We start from the raw sequence: 16,221 nt of genomic DNA on the forward strand, positions 1-16,221 counted from the left end.
TGTTCTATTCTACCTCTATCAAGGCTCCATTTTCTCCTCTGGCGTAATGCCGCAGGAAGTCCCAGGCTACAAATGCCTTCTGTTCTGTCAGTTCATGCTTTCCTCCCTCTATCAGCACCAGCTGGCCAAGGGGTGCCGTATGGTCTTCCTTATAATAGTTGCTGAACGTCCAGGTGATTTCCTCGATAACGGATGTCTCCACCTCATCCGGTTCATAGCCCCAATATTCTGTCTTATCAAAGTCCTTGGCCTCTCCGGATTCCAGAAGTCCGTTAAATCTCATTAAGGACTCAATTCCCCACACTTCATCGTCAATGACACGCATGGAGCCAGAGTCCATTTCCAGTGTCAAATCTTCACTTCCCTGTATGATCTGGAAAGGCATTTCATAGGGGGAGCTCAAATGCTTGATCGGCATCATCCAGCTCATAAAGGAGATTCCGGCAAAGATTCCCGGGTAGTCATTCGTCAGCGCTCCTACCACCCCTCCTCCATTGGAAAAGCCCGAAGCATAGATACGGGTGGTGTCTACCGGATAATGCTCGATAGCATAATTCAAAATCTCCATCACACGTTCTGTCTGGCTGTAGCTTTCCGTAGTTTTATACTTTGGAACCAGAAGAAGCAGGCCTGCCTCCTGGGCTTGTTTTATCCATCCGGACTGCTGAAGCTTTTCCTCCGGATGACTTCTAAAAGCGCAGGTTACAAGAACCAAGGGACGTTTTTCCTCCGGATTATCTATGGCGGCGTCCGGCAGGTACATCCACCCCTGTTCCCCTCCATCTGTGGTGTAGCTCTCTTCCTTCATCTCTACTTCCTTTTTTTGCGAACAACCGGAAAGCAGTAAGGTGATAATTACCATGATACTTACAAACCGCTTCATTCGTATTCCAACCCCTTTCTCAAAATATCCTAACTTCCTTTAATTCTATCTTTAAGTCTCCTTTTCTGTTTCCTCATAGGATGTCTCACCGGCAAGCTTCAGCAGATCCTCTACCTCTTCCACCGGCATATCCATATACAGCGCCAGTTCTTCCACGGAAACCTTGCGTTCCAATTCATCTGTCAGCTTCTTAATCTCATCCCTCAGATGATTCAAGCGCTCTGCAATAAGGCTTCCGGCCTCTTTTTCTGCCCTATCGTCCTCCAGGGCCTGGGCCATGGCCTGGCAAATCTCCTGCCGCAGGTACTCAAGAGGCGAACTTCCCGGTTCCCGCATTCCCAGAGTTTCCAACGCCAGCATCAATCCGATATTGCCCTCCTGAACCAGATCTCCAAGAAGGAGCTCCCGGCCGCGGAAGTCATGTGCCAGGCGCAGCACCTCCGGCAAAAGCTGTTCTGTAAGCTTTGCCTTGGCAAATCCGTCTCCGGTCTCCTCTATCTGGCTGCACAGCTTTAGAAGCTCTGCTTCCTCTAAGAGCTCCAGGCGTTCAAGCTCTGCCTGATAGCTTTTTAAAAAGCTTTTCTCCTCACCGGACAAAGGAAGATCGGTTTTCGGCTTTTCCTCCTTCCCTTTTTGTGCCGGCATATAGCCTTCCACAACGACCTGGCGGGAAGCCAGATATGCGAAGATTAATTCATACTGCTCTTCTGAAAGCTCCATTGAAATAAAAAAATTCCGCACCTGGTCTACGGTCAGACGATTCCCGTTCTCCCCGGCCAGTTTTCCAAGTTCTGTAAGCTTTTGCTGAAATTCTTCCCGATTCATGGGTGCCTCCTTTGATTTTTGATGAGTTATTTCTTATTTTAAAAAGCGTGTTTTTCTGCCGGCCCTTCTACAAAATCGTAAATCCGGATTTAAGTATAACACTACTTGTCAGCCGCAGCAACAGAATTTAGCTCAATTACCAACACAGCAGCATCTCTTTTATCTTATCACTCTTTCCTTTTTAATAAACAACAGCACTCGACTCTGTTTTTTCGTTGAGCAGCCGAATATCCATCTTGCCCTTCATAACAAACACCGAACTTGAAGTTTATCTGCTTCACGATGCTTCCATTATCCATCTTTTCCGGATAAAGTTCAATACTGTTTATGAAGTCTTTCATAAATTCTTTCTTTTCAAGGTCCGTCATTTTATAGTACATCATTTCAAAATGTACCAGAATGTCATATATCTGTTTTCCTGTAATCTGGTTCCCGTACACTGCCTCAATCTTTGCTGTGATATCTGCAATACTGTCTTCATACTCGGAAATCTTATCGTACAGATTATCCAGTCTGTCGTGCATGTCTTGATATTTTTGGTCATAATGCTTATCCATCACATCCAATTTATCAGGCATGTCAGTAAGCTTTGCTTTTGCCCCCACTACCTGTCTGAGCAGTTTTCGTATCCTCTCTCTTTCTTCTTCCAGAGCACTTACATCAACTTTTGTATTAACCTTGTCCATAACAAATTGACGGAAGTTCTCGTGGTTTACCATATCCAAAATCACTTGCTCCACTTCATGGTTAAAATCATTCTGATTAAGAGACGGTTGAAAATTACAAAAATGCTCATCATCAATCTTGTGTCTGTGTTAACAGCGATAATAGAAATCATCCACATAGCAGATAACCTATCTCTGACTTATCCTCTATCCGGCGCAGCTCATCACATTCATCTCTGATTTCTTCTTCATTTTCTAAGGAACAATCTTTCATTTTCCGGCTTTCATCAATGCATAAATGATTTGCTATTGTATATAAATATGCCTTAAATTTCCCTTTTTCTTTATATCCAGACAAATTTTTAAACAGTTTCAAAAAAGTTTCCTGCGTTAAATCTTCCGCTTTCTCCAGATTGAAACATTGTCTTTTACAATAACGTAAAACAGATGTATAATAACGTCTTATCAATTCCTCAGCCGCTTTTTCGTCTCCGATCCTTATCTGCTCTACCAACGCATCATCAGAATATATTTCTTCCATATTCACACATTATCAACTTTCTTTGAAAGGTTCGTATATATAATAACGCTCCATTCCGCTCAAATGATCAAAGCTTCATTAAATTTTTCAAATCTGCATCATGGAAATGTGCATAACTGGCTATGGAATCCATCTCTTTATCCATTTCTTTTATAAAAACATTCTTTTACACGTCTATCCCTGCTCTCTCTGCGAAATCAGCTTTTCGCCCGATAAGTATCGACTGTTTTTCTTCCGGCAGGCTCTCAAATACACCCTTGTACCCCTTTTCTAATAAAGGCTATCCTTCTGTCCATCCGGCATAAATAAAATTAGAGGCCTGATACACATATCCAACCTTGCCAACCATTCCATCTGCCCAGGTAAATAATACCTTCAATTCCGGAATATTCCTTTGAATCCATTTCACAAGTTGTGATAACATCTGGGATTCACTGTTTCGTGGCATCTCTTCCGTCATACACATTCGTCCAATCTCCAGATAATCTTTTAATTCTCTGTATGGTGTGTCGTGGCCTTGTACCCCATCCAAGCGTGGCCACACCAACCAGTTCTTTCTCCAGAAAGACTCCCAGAAAATATTTATTTATTTTCGGAAGAGTATTGGAATAATGGTATTTCTGAATCATTTTCAGGGCATCTTCTTTTGAAATCTCTTTTATATTGAACCGATACATTTCCTCACTTCCTTGCATAATAAAAGCACCTATCATTTCTGATAGATGCTTCATCTCATTTTTATATAATTTGTAACAGCTTATTCAAGCACTTTCCAATAACCAGTCTTTTTAGAACCAACTCTTTCTACATATCCATTTTCTTTCAAGAATGTCAGATTATTTTCTACTGCCGTTTCGCTAATCCCCAGTATCTGATGCAATTCGCTGGTAGTAATATTAGGATTATCTCTCATTTCTGTTATAATTCTTTGTCTTCTTGAGTTTAATCCTTTTTTATTCCCAACTTTATCCCCAACTTTTTTCCCAACTTTTTTAATCTTCTGAAGTGGGATTGTTACAACGATTGAATTTTCTCTAAAAGTAAATGCTTCCTTTCCGTAAGTTTCAATAATCTTAGGCACTCCTCGACCAGATTTCTCACTGATATGCAACTGCAAAAAGATTTCTGATAGCTTTTCATTTACTGGAATGGATTCTCCCAAGAAAAATCCTTCCATAGTCTGTGCCGGTGCCAATGTTCCTCTCGATAAGATTTCAATTCTGTTTGAGAATACAGAAATCATCGGTTCATTTCCACTAATCCACAGATTGTGTAAAATAGCATTTATAATTGCTTCTCTAAAAGCCTTATTATCAAACAACGGTGTTTCCGGACGTTCCACTATGCGCTCACTTTCATCTGTCTGAATCAAATTTAATACATCTGCGTATCTTAATACCTCGTCCAAAGTATAGAGCAAACAATTATTACCAAATTCTCTTACCGCAAACAAATTGGAACCTTTCGTTTCTCCTTCAAAAATTGATACTCTTAATGGAAAATGTGAATTATCTGAAAGCAACTGTGCCAACAGATTATATTCTCCATCCTTATTTCTTAACCCAAGATTCTTCTCAAAGGTTCTTTCATTTAATACGATTCCTTTTGAACCATAATATCCAAACAATTTAGAGAATGTCAGTTCCTGATATTTTGCCGGTAATGTCTCAATCGTCTCCACTCTTCCATCCAAAATCTTAAATAACTGAATCTCCCTCTTCGGGTAATCTTTTAAGTTTGCTTTAGAAGAGCCTATACGGATATATCGCTTTTCTTTAAAAGCCGTCGGAATCTCCTCGGCAGCAGGAATTACCAGAACAACAACTCTTTTACCATCAATGATTTCTTCCTCGAACAAAAAGTTGATACTTGGTGACAAATTTCTCGCCAAGAAATTTTGATATGGCTCTTTATTATGATCACAATACTGATTAAATGTCGTACCCACAATCTCATGGGTTTCATCATTTACACCCCATACAAAATATGCTTGTTGTTTATAATGAAATGCCGCTGCGTTTGACAATGCTGATATATATTCACCCAGCACTTCTGGCTGAAACCAATTTTCTTTAAATTCAAACCATTCCTGTTCATCGTCATATGCACATAAGTCTAAAACTAATTTTTCAATATTCATAAATCATCATCCTTTTCCCAACTTATAATCCCAACGAAAACATTATAACACGTTGGGAATAAAGTTGGGAATATTTTATGCATTTCTCAAAAAATTATTCTTAGAACCTATCAAAATCTTCCTGTGTCGCAAGCTGTGCGTACTTGCAGTCATCGTTTCTGCTTTCCGCATACATATCATTAATAAGGCCTATCGACAACAGCTCCAAATCTGTCATCGACAAGCCTAACTGTACGCACCTTAACAGGAATAAGGGAGTTGTCATTTCACGGTCTGTCTGACGAAGTTTTTTTAGCTTCCACATCGGTCTGCACATTCAATCCCCAAAGTTCAATGAGCCGTGGAAGCACTATCCCTCTGGAACTTCATACGGTAAATTCTCGGAATGGCAGCAGATGCCTTAAAAGACACCTGCTTACCATCAATCTCAAATTGTGTTCCATAACCCAACGGCACCACCTCCCTTACACGAAAAAAAGAACTGCCAACACTTCATCGTGCTAACAGTTCTTCTGTAAGTTCGGTTTATTATGGTTTATTTTTCTTCGTTCTTAATTCTATGGTAATCTTCCATATTGACGCTTAAGTCTACGTAAGAATCGGGCTTAGATTTTCGGTTGCTCAAGAGACACACAGTCTCTATCCCAGCCGTATGCGGAAACATATCCACCGGCTGCACCTTCTTCAGCTCATAACCACCCTCGCAAAGAAGCTTCAGATCCCTTGCCATCGTAGCCGAATCGCAGCTCACATAGACAATCCGTTCCGGCGCCATGGAAAGCATCGTGTCAAGACAGGCCCGGCCGCAGCCCTTCCTGGGGGGATCCACCACAATGACATCCGCCCGGATTCCCTTTTCCTCATACTGCCGGGGCAGAACCTCCTCCGCTTTCCCCAGATAAAACTCCACATTGGACAAGCCATTCAGCGCAGCGTTCTCCCTGGCATCCTCCACCGCCTGGGGAACCACCTCCACCCCGTACACTCTTCCCGCCTTCTGTGCCAGAAATAAGGAAATCGTCCCAATACCGCAGTACAAATCCCACACGACCTCCGTCCCCGTCAGTCCTGCATAGCTAAGAGCCGTCTCATAAAGCCGCTTCGTCTGTACCGGATTCACCTGGTAAAAGGACAAGGGCGAAATACGGTACTGTACATCGCCAATCCGATCCGTAATATAAGCCTGCCCCCGTACCGGAATCAGCTTATCGCCCAGAATCACATTGGTGTTTTTCGTGTTAACATTCAATGTAAAACTCGTCATCCCCGGAATCTGAAACAGCCGATCCGCCAGCTCCCCGGCCCCCGGCAGCACATCGCCGTTGAGCACCAGGCACACCATCAGTTCTCCCGTAGCAAAGCCCTTACGGATGAGCACATGCCGCACAAGGCCCTCTCCGGAAGCCTCCTCATAAGGGGCAATCCCTTCCTGTTCCATAAAGTCCACAAGAATCTCCAGAATCTCCTGATTCTCCGCCACCCCAAGAAGGCAGTCCCTATTGGGCACAATATGATGCGTCCTGCCGGCATAAAATCCGGTCACAACCCTTCCCTCCCGATCCCGGCCAAAGGGAAACTGCGCCTTATTCCGATAACGGAAGGGCTCATCCATCCCCAGAACCGGAAGCACCTCAGGGGCGGAAAAGCCGCCAAGGCGTATCAGCTGGTTCTGCACCTTTTCTCGTTTGTACTCCAGCTGCTTCTCATAGGAAAGAGCCTGAATCTGGCAGCCGCCGCAGGATCGGTGCACCGGACAAGGGGGTTCTGTCCGATCCAAAGAAGCCGTCACAATCTCCATCAGCCGTCCATAGCCGTAGGTCTTTTTCACCTTCAAAGCCTTCGCCCGGATCACATCCCCCGGCAGCGCATCCTTAATAAACAAAGGAAAGCCATCCGCCTTTCCGATGCCTTCCCCTTCGTTTCCCATTCCTTCTATTTTTAAAGTAAGCAAATCATTTTTCTTCATCCTGCACTCCAATCCGTTCCTGTTCAACCAGCGGCCTGCAGCCCTGCTTCACCGCTGCCTTTCCCGGTTCACTGCTGCTCGCCTGGCTGAGGGCCGGACGGAGAGCTTCTTCGGATATTGGACTCAAACAGCCGGTTATAGCCCAGCCACTCCTGGCTTGCCCCTGCCGACTTAAAGATCTCCTTCAAAGTCTCCATCTTGGCATCCGTATTATCCGCCATATTCAAAGCTACCGCCTCAATCAGCGCCGGCTTCTTGGGCGAACCATACTCCAGCTCTCCATGATGGGCAAGAATACAATGCTTCAGCTCATTCTCAAGCCGCCGGGGAAATCCAGGGATCCGCCGGGCGCATTCCCCCACCATCTCGCTTCCCATAGAGATATGTCCCAGAAGCTGTCCCTCATCGGTGTAATCATTTTCCGGAAAATCCGACAGCTCGTAGACCTTGCCGATATCGTGGCACATAGCAGCCGTAAACAGCAGATCCCGGTTCAGCACCGGATAAGCCTCCACATAATAACCGCAAAGCCTGCACACGCTCAAGGTATGCTCCAGAAGGCCGCCCACAAAGCTGTGATGGACGCTTTTCGCCGCAGAGTGAAACTTAAAGGCCTTGACAAATGCCCCGTCCTTCACAAAGAATTCCTGAAGCAGCGCCCTCAGATGGGGCTCCTGTACCTGATCCGCAAAGCCCATAAGCTCCCGGTACATCACTTCAATATCCTTGTCGCTCACCGGCAGATAATCCGCAGCCTTGTATTCGCTTTCCCTTGCCTTCCTGGCCCGTTTGATATTAAGCTGCAGGGTTCCCTGAAAGCTGGTCACCTCCGCCATAATATCCACATAGTCCAGAACCTCAAAGTCCTCGATTCCCTGGGAATTGGGATCCCAGATCTTGGAATCAATGGTGCCCGTCTTATCCTGCATAATCACGTTCTCGTAAGTCTTGCCGTTCTTCGTCACAGCCGACTGCTTGTATTTACACAGATATACGCCGGAAATCCGGTCGCCCTCCCGAAAGTTTTCAATATATTTCATAACGCCCTCCTCATATAGTCTCTTGCCATTACCAGCCGCGAGCGTAGACTGCGGCCCGTCACAGCTGATCCAGCGTCACGCTGCAGGGAATCTCCTTGTAGCCTTCTTTCCCGAGACGCATCACAAGCACCTGTATCACCTGTTCCCTGGAAAACTTCAGGAGCATCTCCTGGATCTCGGAAATCCCCGTAATGGTCTGCCCGTTGATTTCTGTAATCACATCGCCCTGCTGGAGGCCTGCATCCATAGCCGGTGAATTCATCTCCACGCTGGTTATATACACGCCGGTGGGCAGGGACTGAACCTCCGCCGTCTCCTGGGTCACGTCCGCACCCATGATTCCGATATATACCAGATCCTGACTGTTGGAAAGGTGCTCTATCACATCCTTCACATCCGAGATCCCATATGCTGTCAGCGTATCCCGGCTTCCCGGCCCCTGGCAGCTCTGCTGGATAATGCCCACAATCTCCCCATCCAGATTCACAAGGACGCCGCTGCTCTCGGAGGCCTTCGGCATATCCGTAAGAAGCAGCTCATATTCCCCGTCGATGACGCTCACACTGTAACCGGCAGATACCAGATTGCCGTACAGCACGGAGCCGGACACGCCCGCCGGACTTCCGACAGCAATCACCAGTTCTCCCGGACGCATATTACGGGAGCCGCCCAGGTTCGCCATCTGAAGCTGATCCAGGGTTCCCTCCGGCAGATCCGCCAGGTTCACGCTGAGCACGGCCAGATCCGTCACTGTATCATAATTTTTCAAAACTGCGTCAAAGCTCGTATGGCTGGCCAGCGTTACCTGGAGCTGATCCGCCGACTGGACACGGGAATAAATAGTGAGCACCAGAAGCTCCACCCCGTTGTTGCCCACCAGAATGCCGCTGGTCTGCTCGCGGCTCTCATAGGTCTCGTTGAACCAGTCCATATCGTTGCTGGCCGCCGTGACCGTAACCAGGCTCTTGGCGCACTCGTCCGCCACGCCCTTCAGCTTCCCATAAAGCTTCCTGTAATCCTCCAGTTCAAGCTCCACGGACTCTGTAATGATAACAGGCTCCTGGGGCGGTTCCGGCTCCTGAGGCGCGGACACAGGCTCTTCCTCTTCCTCATCCCGAGGCAGGCTGATCTCCTGGCGCTCCTCCTTCTGAAACCGCTCCTCCATCCAGGGACGGGAAATCACAAAGACAAAGCAGGCCGTAATACCGCACGCAGCCGCCAGTATAAGCTGGAAAACCACCTTCCGGAAGGTCTTATTCTGATAGAAACGCTGACGCTTAATCTTCTCCTTCACAAAGGAAAATTCCTCTTCTTCCCGATTCTTTTCTTCTGCCATAAGATTTCTCCACTACTGTAAATCTGCTGACCATGTACACTAATGTCTATTTTAATACATTTTGCCTTTTCTGTCCAGATTTTCCGATTGCGAAAAAGCCCTTTCTTTTCCGGCAAAAGTAGGGTAAAATAGGATACATGAACGAGAAAGTATTAAAAACCTTAGAATATGACAAAATTATAGAGCAGCTGGCCCTGCTGGCCGGAAGCGAGGGAGGCCGCAGGCGCTGCCTTTCCCTGACGCCCGGACACCGTCTCGACGAGATTCTGCAGGCCCAGGAAGAGACTGACGATGCGCTGAAGCGCTTATACCGGAAGGGAAGCGTCTCTTTCTCCGGCGCTAAGGATGTGGGAGCTTCCTTCAAAAGACTGGAGATCGGCGGTTCCCTGAATGCTGCAGAGCTTTTGCAGGTATGCAGCCTTCTGGAGGCAGCAGGCCGGGCCAAGCGGTATGCCAGAAGCGCCGAGACAGAGGAAGAAACACAGGACAGCCTGGATCCCCTATTTTCCGCTCTGGAACCCTGTACCCCCTTATCCACAGAGATACGGCGGTGCATCCTCTCGGAGGAAGAGATAAGCGACGATGCCAGCCCGGGACTTCGGCAGGTGCGAAAAGGCATTCAGACAGCCAATGGGCGGATTCACTCCACCCTGGCCGGACTGATCAACGGCTCCTCGCGCAGCTATCTGCAGGATGCGGTGATTACCCAGAGGAACGGCCGTTACTGTGTCCCTGTCCGGGCAGAGTACCGGAGCCAGGTTCCCGGTATGATACACGATCAGTCCTCCACCGGTTCCACCCTGTTTGTAGAGCCTATGGCTGTTGTAAAACTTAATAACGATCTGAGAGAGCTTTATTTAAAAGAGCAGGAAGAGATTGAGCACGTCCTGGAACGCTTAAGCGAAGAGACGGCTGTTTTTACGGAAGCCATTCTCCAGGACTATGAGCTTCTGACTGAACTGGATTTTATATTCGCAAAGGCCTCTCTTGCCAAGAGCATGAAGGCCTCCCGGCCCCTGTTCAACACCAAGGGGCAGATCCATATCAAGGACGGGCGGCATCCCCTTCTGGATCCGAAGAAGGTGGTTCCGGTGACCATCCGGCTGGGAGCGGATTTTGATCTACTCATTGTAACCGGCCCCAACACAGGCGGAAAAACCGTATCTTTAAAAACAGTGGGGCTGCTGACGCTCATGGGACAGGCAGGGCTGCAGATTCCTGCCGCCCCTCACTCAGAGCTTGCCCTGTTCGAGGACGTATATGCAGATATCGGTGATGAGCAGAGCATTGAGCAGTCCCTAAGCACTTTTTCTTCTCATATGACCAATATTATCCGGATTCTTAACGAAGCTTCCCTAAATTCACTGGTACTTTTCGATGAGCTCTGCGCCGGAACGGATCCCACGGAAGGAGCAGCCCTTGCCATCTCCATTCTCTCCCATCTGCACAAGATGGGGATCCGGACTATGGCCACCACCCACTACAGTGAGCTGAAGGTCTACGCCCTCTCCACGCCAAGGGTGGAAAATGCCTCCTGCGAATTCAATGTAGAGACCTTAAGTCCCACCTACCGGCTTCTGATTGGAATTCCCGGCAAGAGTAACGCCTTTGCCATTTCTTCTAAGCTGGGGCTTCCCTCCTTTTTGATTGAGGAGGCAAAGACCCATTTAAGCGAGCAGAGCGAGAGCTTCGAGGATCTGCTGGCGGATCTTGAGGCCAGCCGCAGAACCAGTATCCAGGAGCAGGAAGAGATCCGTCTGCACAAGGAAGAAATCGCCCGTCTCAGGGCCGCCCTGGAAAAGAAGCAGGAAAAGCTGGAAGACCAGAGGGAACGCATTTTACGCGAGGCCAATGAGCAGGCCCGTAAGGTGCTTAAGGAAGCCAAGGACTATGCGGATCAGACCATGAAGGACTTCCACAAGTTCGGCAAGTCCAATATCTCCGTAAGCGAGATGGAGGCAGAGCGAGCCCGTCTCCGGGAGCGTATTCAGAAGACAGAGGAAAAGCTTTCCCTCAAAAAAGAGCAGGCGCCGAAAAAGCAGTTAAAGCCCTCGGAGCTGCATCTGGGAGACTCCGTCCGGGTGCTCAGTCTCAATCTGGAAGGATCCGTATCTTCTCTGCCGGACGCAAAGGGAAATCTCTTCGTGCAGATGGGTATTCTGCGCTCCCAGGTCAAGCTTTCCGATCTGGAGCTCATAGACGAGCCGGTGATCACCGGGAAGAACTTCAGCAAGAGCGGCGCCGGCAAGATTAAGATGAGCAAGTCTGCCAGCGTCAGCACAGAGATCAATCTCATCGGCATGACCGTGGACGAGGCTTTGGCCCATCTGGACAAGTATCTGGACGACGCTTCCCTGGCCCATCTTCCTTCCGTGCGCATTGTCCACGGCAAGGGGACCGGAGCTCTGCGGAAAGCGGTTCACACCCATCTGAAGCGTTGTAAATATGTAAAATCATTCCGATTGGGCGAATTCGGAGAAGGAGATGCCGGCGTTACCATTGCGGAATTTAAATAAGGAGACAGACGGATTATGGTTGCAAAACAGAAAATTCTCATTGTTGATGATGATGCCAATATTGCGGAGCTTATTTCCCTCTATCTGACGAAGGAATGCTTCGAGACCATGATGGTACATGACGGGGAGGAGGCCCTCTTTGTATTCGACAGCTTTGGGCCGAATCTGATCCTGCTGGATCTGATGCTTCCCGGCATTGACGGCTATCAGGTCTGCCGGGAGATCCGGGCAAAATCAGCCACTCCCATTATTATGCTCTCCGCCAAGGGGGAGGTTTTTGACAAGGTGCTGGGTCTGGAGCTTGGGGCCGATGACTACATTATCAAGCCCTTTGACTCCAAGGAGCTGGTAGCCCGGGTGAAGGCTGTGCTCAGACGCTATCAGCCGGCCAAGCAGGAAGCTCCCAAGTCCTCAGCCAAGGTAGTGGAATATCCGGAGCTGGTGATCAATCAGACCAACTATTCGGTTCTCTATAAGGGCGTGCCCGTGGATATGCCTCCCAAGGAGCTGGAGCTTCTTTACTTCCTGGCCTCCTCGCCCAACCAGGTATTTACCAGGGAGCAGCTTCTGGATCATATATGGGGCTATGAATACATCGGTGATACACGTACCGTAGACGTACATATCAAGCGTCTCCGGGAAAAGATCAAGGATCATCCTTCCTGGAGCCTGTCTACCGTGTGGGGAATCGGCTACAAATTTGAAACCAGAGGATAGACGCTTTATGAAACATTCCCTCTATTTAAAATTCATCTTAACTTATGTGGTATTCGGTTTCCTAAGCTTCTTTATCATCGCCACCTTCAGCTCCCAGATGACGCTGAACCATCTGACCTCCCAGAAGGCGGAAAGCCTGTATAAGGAAGCCAACTACATTTCCACGAATTTTGTGCGGAGCTACTACTCCAGGAGCCAGGACGCGGATTCCCTTCGGGCCATCCACTCCCAGTTCCAGGCTCTGGATACGTATCTGGGGGCCTCTATCTGGCTTTTGAATTCTGACGGCACCATACTGGTGGATTCTGATGCTGTCTTTTCCGAGGCTTCCTCCCCCGGCGTGAGTGCCTTTGACCCTACGGATATGGGCAGCCGCTACTATATCATCGGCAATTTTTACGACACCTTTGAGGAGGATGCCCTCTCTGTTGCCGCACCTATTACTTATAACTTCCGAACCCGGGGATATGTGCTGATTCACATGCCTTTGGCCTCCATCGAAGGCGAACGGGATCAGCTTCTGAACATCACATATTTAACGGTTCTTCTGGTCTTTCTTCTGTCCCTTCTGGTGTTGGCTGTCTTTACCTTTACCGTATACCGGCCTCTGATGAAAATTACCGAGGCCGCCCGGCAGTATGCCCAGGGGAATTTCAAATATAACCTTGAGATCAACGAGGAGGATGAAATGGGACAGCTGGCGGACACGCTGAACTATATGTCCCATGAGCTGGGAGAAAGCGATGATTACCAAAAAAAATTTGTCGCTAATATCTCCCACGACTTCCGCTCTCCCTTAACCTCCATCAAGGGCTATCTGGAAGCCATTCTGGACGGAACCATTCCACCGGAAATGCAGGAAAAGTACTTAAATACAGTTCTTATGGAGACAGAGCGCCTCAATAAGCTCACCAGTGGTCTTCTGGCTCTGAATTCCTTTGACACCAAACGCAACCGTCTGGATATCACGGATTTTGACATCAACGGCGTGATTAAGAATACCATCGCTTCCTTTGAAGGCCAGTGCCGGCAGCGCCATATTACCCTGGAGCTTCTCTTTGACGCAAAGCAGCAGTATGTATCCGCAGATATGGGGAAGATTCAGCAGGTCATGTACAATCTCATTGACAATGCCATTAAATTCAGTCCCAACAACTCGGTCATTACCATTGAAACTACTCTGCGCCATGAAAAGGTCTTTATCTCCATAAAAGATGAAGGAATCGGAATTCCCCGGGACAGCATGAAAAAGATCTGGGAGCGGTTTTACAAGACGGATGCCTCACGGGGCAAGGACAAACGGGGAACCGGGCTGGGCCTGGCGATTGTGAAGGAGATTATCACCACCCACGGGGAACATATCAACGCTATCTCCACTGAGGGCGTGGGGACGGAGTTTATCTTTACTCTGCCCCGTGTGCCGGAATCGGAGGATGCGTAAATCGATACCATATCTATCAAAGGAGGAGCTCACAGACTATGCTGAAAAAGACTACCAAACACACCCTTGGCAGGCGTTCTGCCGCCTTGCTTCTCGCCCTTTCCCTCATAACTGCCTCCCTGGCAGGCTGCAATTCCGGGAAAAAAGCGGCAGAGGTGCAGGAACGCTTTGACGCTTTTACCAATGAGGTTTTTGTTTCCGATATTACGGAAAATATCCTGAATCTCCACTGGACGCTGGCCTTCCCCGAGAATTACGGCATCGAGGACTACGAGATTTCTTTCGGCAGCTTTTCCAAGGAATACGAAGAGGAATCCTACCGGGATCTCCGGGATATGCTCAAGGAGCTGAAGGAGTTTGACTACGATCTGCTGACCGAGGAGCAGAAGCTGATCTATGATATTATGCTGACCTATGGGGAGGATAATCTGAAGACAGAAAAGTTCCGGCTCTATTATGACTATCTGTCTCCTACCAACGGGGTACAGTCCTATCTGCCCACCCTTCTGGCGGAATACAAATTTTACAAGAAGCAGGACGTGGCGGATTATCTGGATACCCTGCGGCTGTTTCCGGACTATTTCAAGGATCTGATGGCCTTTGAGCAGGAGCAGGCGGACAACGGATTTTTCATGCCGGATTTTGAGGCGGACAAGGTGATTGACCAGTGCCAGCAGTTCATGGAGGATCCGGAAAATCACTATCTCATTGACAGTTTTCAACTGCGCCTTGAGGAAACGGATTTTCTTACAGAGGAGGAAAAAGAACGTTATCGGGCAGAAAATGCGGATCTGGTGCAGAATACGCTGATTCCGGCCTACGGTTATCTGGTGGAAGAGCTGGCAAAACTGAAAGGCTCTGCCAAAAATGACGCCGGCCTCTGTTACTTTGAGGACGGACGGGAGTTCTACGAGCTTCTTGTACGGGATTCTACCGGATCCGATAAGTCTGTGCAGGAATTCGAGGATCTCATCCTGGAAAAGCTGCAGAGCGATATGGAAACCATCTGGGGGCTGTCTCTGGCGGATGAAGATTTTGACCTTATGATGGAGTGCCCGGTGGAGCTTGACGATCCCTACGCGGTTCTCAATCAGTTAAAGGAGGGAATCGCCGAGGATTTTCCGGCTTCAGGCGAGCTTCCCTTTAAGGTAAATTATGTTCCGGCTTCTATGGAAGAGTATATGAATCCGGCCTACTATATCCTTCCTCCTGTGGATTATCTGGAAAATAACGCTATTTATATCAACAATAAGCATTCCAGCGATGACATTGAGCAGTTTGTCACCCTGGCCCATGAGGGCTTTCCGGGGCACCTGTATCAGACGACTTATTTTTACGGGAAGGAGCCCTCGCCTATCCGTAAGCTTTTCGGCTTCTCCGGGTACTCGGAAGGCTGGGGCACCTATGCGGAAATCTATGCTTACCGGCTGGCCGGGCTGGATGATAAGCTGCTGAAGCTGAACGAGCTTAATAAGACCTATACCCTTGCCCTTTACTGCCTGACGGATATCGGCATCAATTATCGGGGCTGGAATCTTAAGGATACGACAGAGTTTCTTGGTGTGGATGAGGAAACCTGCCAGGAAATCTATGAGATGATGGTGGAAGAGCCTGCCCTTTATCTGGCTTATTATGGCGGATATCTGGAGTTTACAGAGCTTCGGGAGAAGGCAGAGGAGACCCTGGGGGAGAAGTTTAATTTAAAGGAATTCCATACCTTCCTGCTGGATGTGGGGCCGGCGCAGTTTGAGATTATTGAGGATCGGATGGAGGACTGGATGGAAGAGCAGTAAAAATCGGCAGCCGGGAAATTTTTTCTTTCCCGGCTGTTTGATTTGAATTATTTTATGTATTGTAAGTCTCCATTTCTCAGAAGCTGAAACTTCCCATTATAGATGTCATCCAACACCTGACTAATCGACACTCTAACTCTCTGATGTCCGGACAGCGACCAAACTCTATAATCCGTCTGGTTTTTCAAAAAAGCTGATAGACGATTATAGTATTCCTGCATTTCAGCTTTATCATGTCCCATTTTCATCAACTTATAGAACACACCCAGGATGCTCATACAATTAATTGGTTTTGTTAAGCTAGAAATACTTTGTCTTGCTTTAAAATCATCGGAACAGAATACATAGACCTGCTTAT

At 47.9% G+C, this 16,221-nt stretch carries 12 protein-coding genes and 2 pseudogenes; 4 read left to right on the forward strand and 10 right to left on the reverse strand.

The genetic code is table 11. From position 1 onward, the window contains the following. Positions 1-4 precede the first annotated feature (4 nt). From VV089_RS16690 to VV089_RS16735, 10 genes and pseudogenes are all read right to left on the reverse strand, one after another. On the reverse strand, positions 5-883 hold the full coding sequence (locus VV089_RS16690; RefSeq protein WP_334336673.1) for a hypothetical protein: 879 nt from the start codon (positions 881-883) through the stop codon (positions 5-7). A gap of 51 nt (positions 884-934) precedes the next feature. After that, entirely contained in the window at positions 935-1,708 is a 774-nt protein-coding gene (locus VV089_RS16695; protein WP_334336674.1) for a sigma-70 domain-containing protein, read from the reverse strand. 167 nt (positions 1,709-1,875) lie between these two features. Continuing rightward, complete coding sequence (locus VV089_RS16700; protein ID WP_334336675.1) at positions 1,876-2,433, reverse strand: hypothetical protein; 558 nt, start codon at positions 2,431-2,433, stop codon at positions 1,876-1,878. A 109-nt stretch (positions 2,434-2,542) separates the two neighbouring features. Then, a complete protein-coding gene (locus VV089_RS16705) occupies positions 2,543-2,914 on the reverse strand; it encodes an RNA polymerase sigma factor (protein ID WP_334337592.1) in 372 nt (123 codons plus the stop codon). Positions 2,915-3,194: 280 nt separating this feature from the next. Continuing rightward, a pseudogene (locus VV089_RS25285) lies at positions 3,195-3,645 on the reverse strand (Mom family adenine methylcarbamoylation protein). Between the two features lie 26 nt (positions 3,646-3,671). Beyond that, positions 3,672-5,054: an RNA-binding domain-containing protein gene (locus VV089_RS16715; RefSeq protein ID WP_334336676.1), complete on the reverse strand. Its 1,383-nt coding sequence runs from the start codon at positions 5,052-5,054 to the stop codon at positions 3,672-3,674. Between the two features lie 266 nt (positions 5,055-5,320). Then, positions 5,321-5,504, reverse strand: a pseudogene (locus VV089_RS16720) (hypothetical protein). A gap of 85 nt (positions 5,505-5,589) precedes the next feature. Then, positions 5,590-7,020: a 23S rRNA (uracil(1939)-C(5))-methyltransferase RlmD gene (rlmD, locus tag VV089_RS16725; protein WP_334336677.1), complete on the reverse strand. Its 1,431-nt coding sequence runs from the start codon at positions 7,018-7,020 to the stop codon at positions 5,590-5,592. A 68-nt stretch (positions 7,021-7,088) separates the two neighbouring features. Continuing rightward, positions 7,089-8,060 (reverse strand): 3'-5' exoribonuclease YhaM family protein, encoded by a 972-nt coding sequence (locus tag VV089_RS16730; protein WP_172540316.1) that lies wholly within the window; start codon positions 8,058-8,060, stop codon positions 7,089-7,091. Positions 8,061-8,118: 58 nt separating this feature from the next. Further along, complete coding sequence (locus tag VV089_RS16735) at positions 8,119-9,396, reverse strand: S1C family serine protease (protein ID WP_172540315.1); 1,278 nt, start codon at positions 9,394-9,396, stop codon at positions 8,119-8,121. A 137-nt stretch (positions 9,397-9,533) separates the two neighbouring features. Between VV089_RS16735 and VV089_RS16740 the strand changes: the two genes are divergently transcribed. The 4 genes from VV089_RS16740 to VV089_RS16755 are packed head-to-tail and all read left to right on the forward strand — an operon-like array spanning position 9,534 to position 15,863. After that, complete coding sequence (locus tag VV089_RS16740; RefSeq protein ID WP_334336678.1) at positions 9,534-11,912, forward strand: endonuclease MutS2; 2,379 nt, start codon at positions 9,534-9,536, stop codon at positions 11,910-11,912. A gap of 15 nt (positions 11,913-11,927) precedes the next feature. Further along, on the forward strand, positions 11,928-12,629 hold the full coding sequence (locus VV089_RS16745; protein ID WP_172543220.1) for a response regulator transcription factor: 702 nt from the start codon (positions 11,928-11,930) through the stop codon (positions 12,627-12,629). Positions 12,630-12,636: 7 nt separating this feature from the next. Next, entirely contained in the window at positions 12,637-14,070 is a 1,434-nt protein-coding gene (locus VV089_RS16750; RefSeq protein ID WP_172543219.1) for a sensor histidine kinase, read from the forward strand. A gap of 38 nt (positions 14,071-14,108) precedes the next feature. Then, entirely contained in the window at positions 14,109-15,863 is a 1,755-nt protein-coding gene (locus VV089_RS16755) for a DUF885 domain-containing protein (protein ID WP_334336679.1), read from the forward strand. The last annotated feature ends 358 nt before the right edge of the window (positions 15,864-16,221 follow it).

It is taken from the genome of Candidatus Merdisoma sp. JLR.KK011 (assembly GCF_036941125.1).
GTDB lineage: Bacteria > Bacillota > Clostridia > Lachnospirales > Lachnospiraceae > Laedolimicola.

What these genes read in the sequence shown, in the direction of transcription:
- VV089_RS16690 (WP_334336673.1), bottom strand. Translation starts at nt 883, where the DNA reads ATGAAGCGGTTTGTAAGTATCATGGTAATTATCACCTTACTGCTTTCC.
- VV089_RS16695 (WP_334336674.1), bottom strand. Translation starts at nt 1,708, where the DNA reads ATGAATCGGGAAGAATTTCAGCAAAAGCTTACAGAACTTGGAAAACTG.
- VV089_RS16705 (WP_334337592.1), bottom strand. Translation starts at nt 2,914, where the DNA reads ATGGAAGAAATATATTCTGATGATGCGTTGGTAGAGCAGATAAGGATC.
- VV089_RS16715 (WP_334336676.1), bottom strand. Translation starts at nt 5,054, where the DNA reads ATGAATATTGAAAAATTAGTTTTAGACTTATGTGCATATGACGATGAA.
- rlmD (WP_334336677.1), bottom strand. Translation starts at nt 7,020, where the DNA reads ATGAAGAAAAATGATTTGCTTACTTTAAAAATAGAAGGAATGGGAAAC.
- VV089_RS16730 (WP_172540316.1), bottom strand. Translation starts at nt 8,060, where the DNA reads ATGAAATATATTGAAAACTTTCGGGAGGGCGACCGGATTTCCGGCGTA.
- VV089_RS16735 (WP_172540315.1), bottom strand. Translation starts at nt 9,396, where the DNA reads ATGGCAGAAGAAAAGAATCGGGAAGAAGAGGAATTTTCCTTTGTGAAG.
- VV089_RS16740 (WP_334336678.1), top strand. Translation starts at nt 9,534, where the DNA reads ATGAACGAGAAAGTATTAAAAACCTTAGAATATGACAAAATTATAGAG.
- VV089_RS16745 (WP_172543220.1), top strand. Translation starts at nt 11,928, where the DNA reads ATGGTTGCAAAACAGAAAATTCTCATTGTTGATGATGATGCCAATATT.
- VV089_RS16750 (WP_172543219.1), top strand. Translation starts at nt 12,637, where the DNA reads ATGAAACATTCCCTCTATTTAAAATTCATCTTAACTTATGTGGTATTC.
- VV089_RS16755 (WP_334336679.1), top strand. Translation starts at nt 14,109, where the DNA reads ATGCTGAAAAAGACTACCAAACACACCCTTGGCAGGCGTTCTGCCGCC.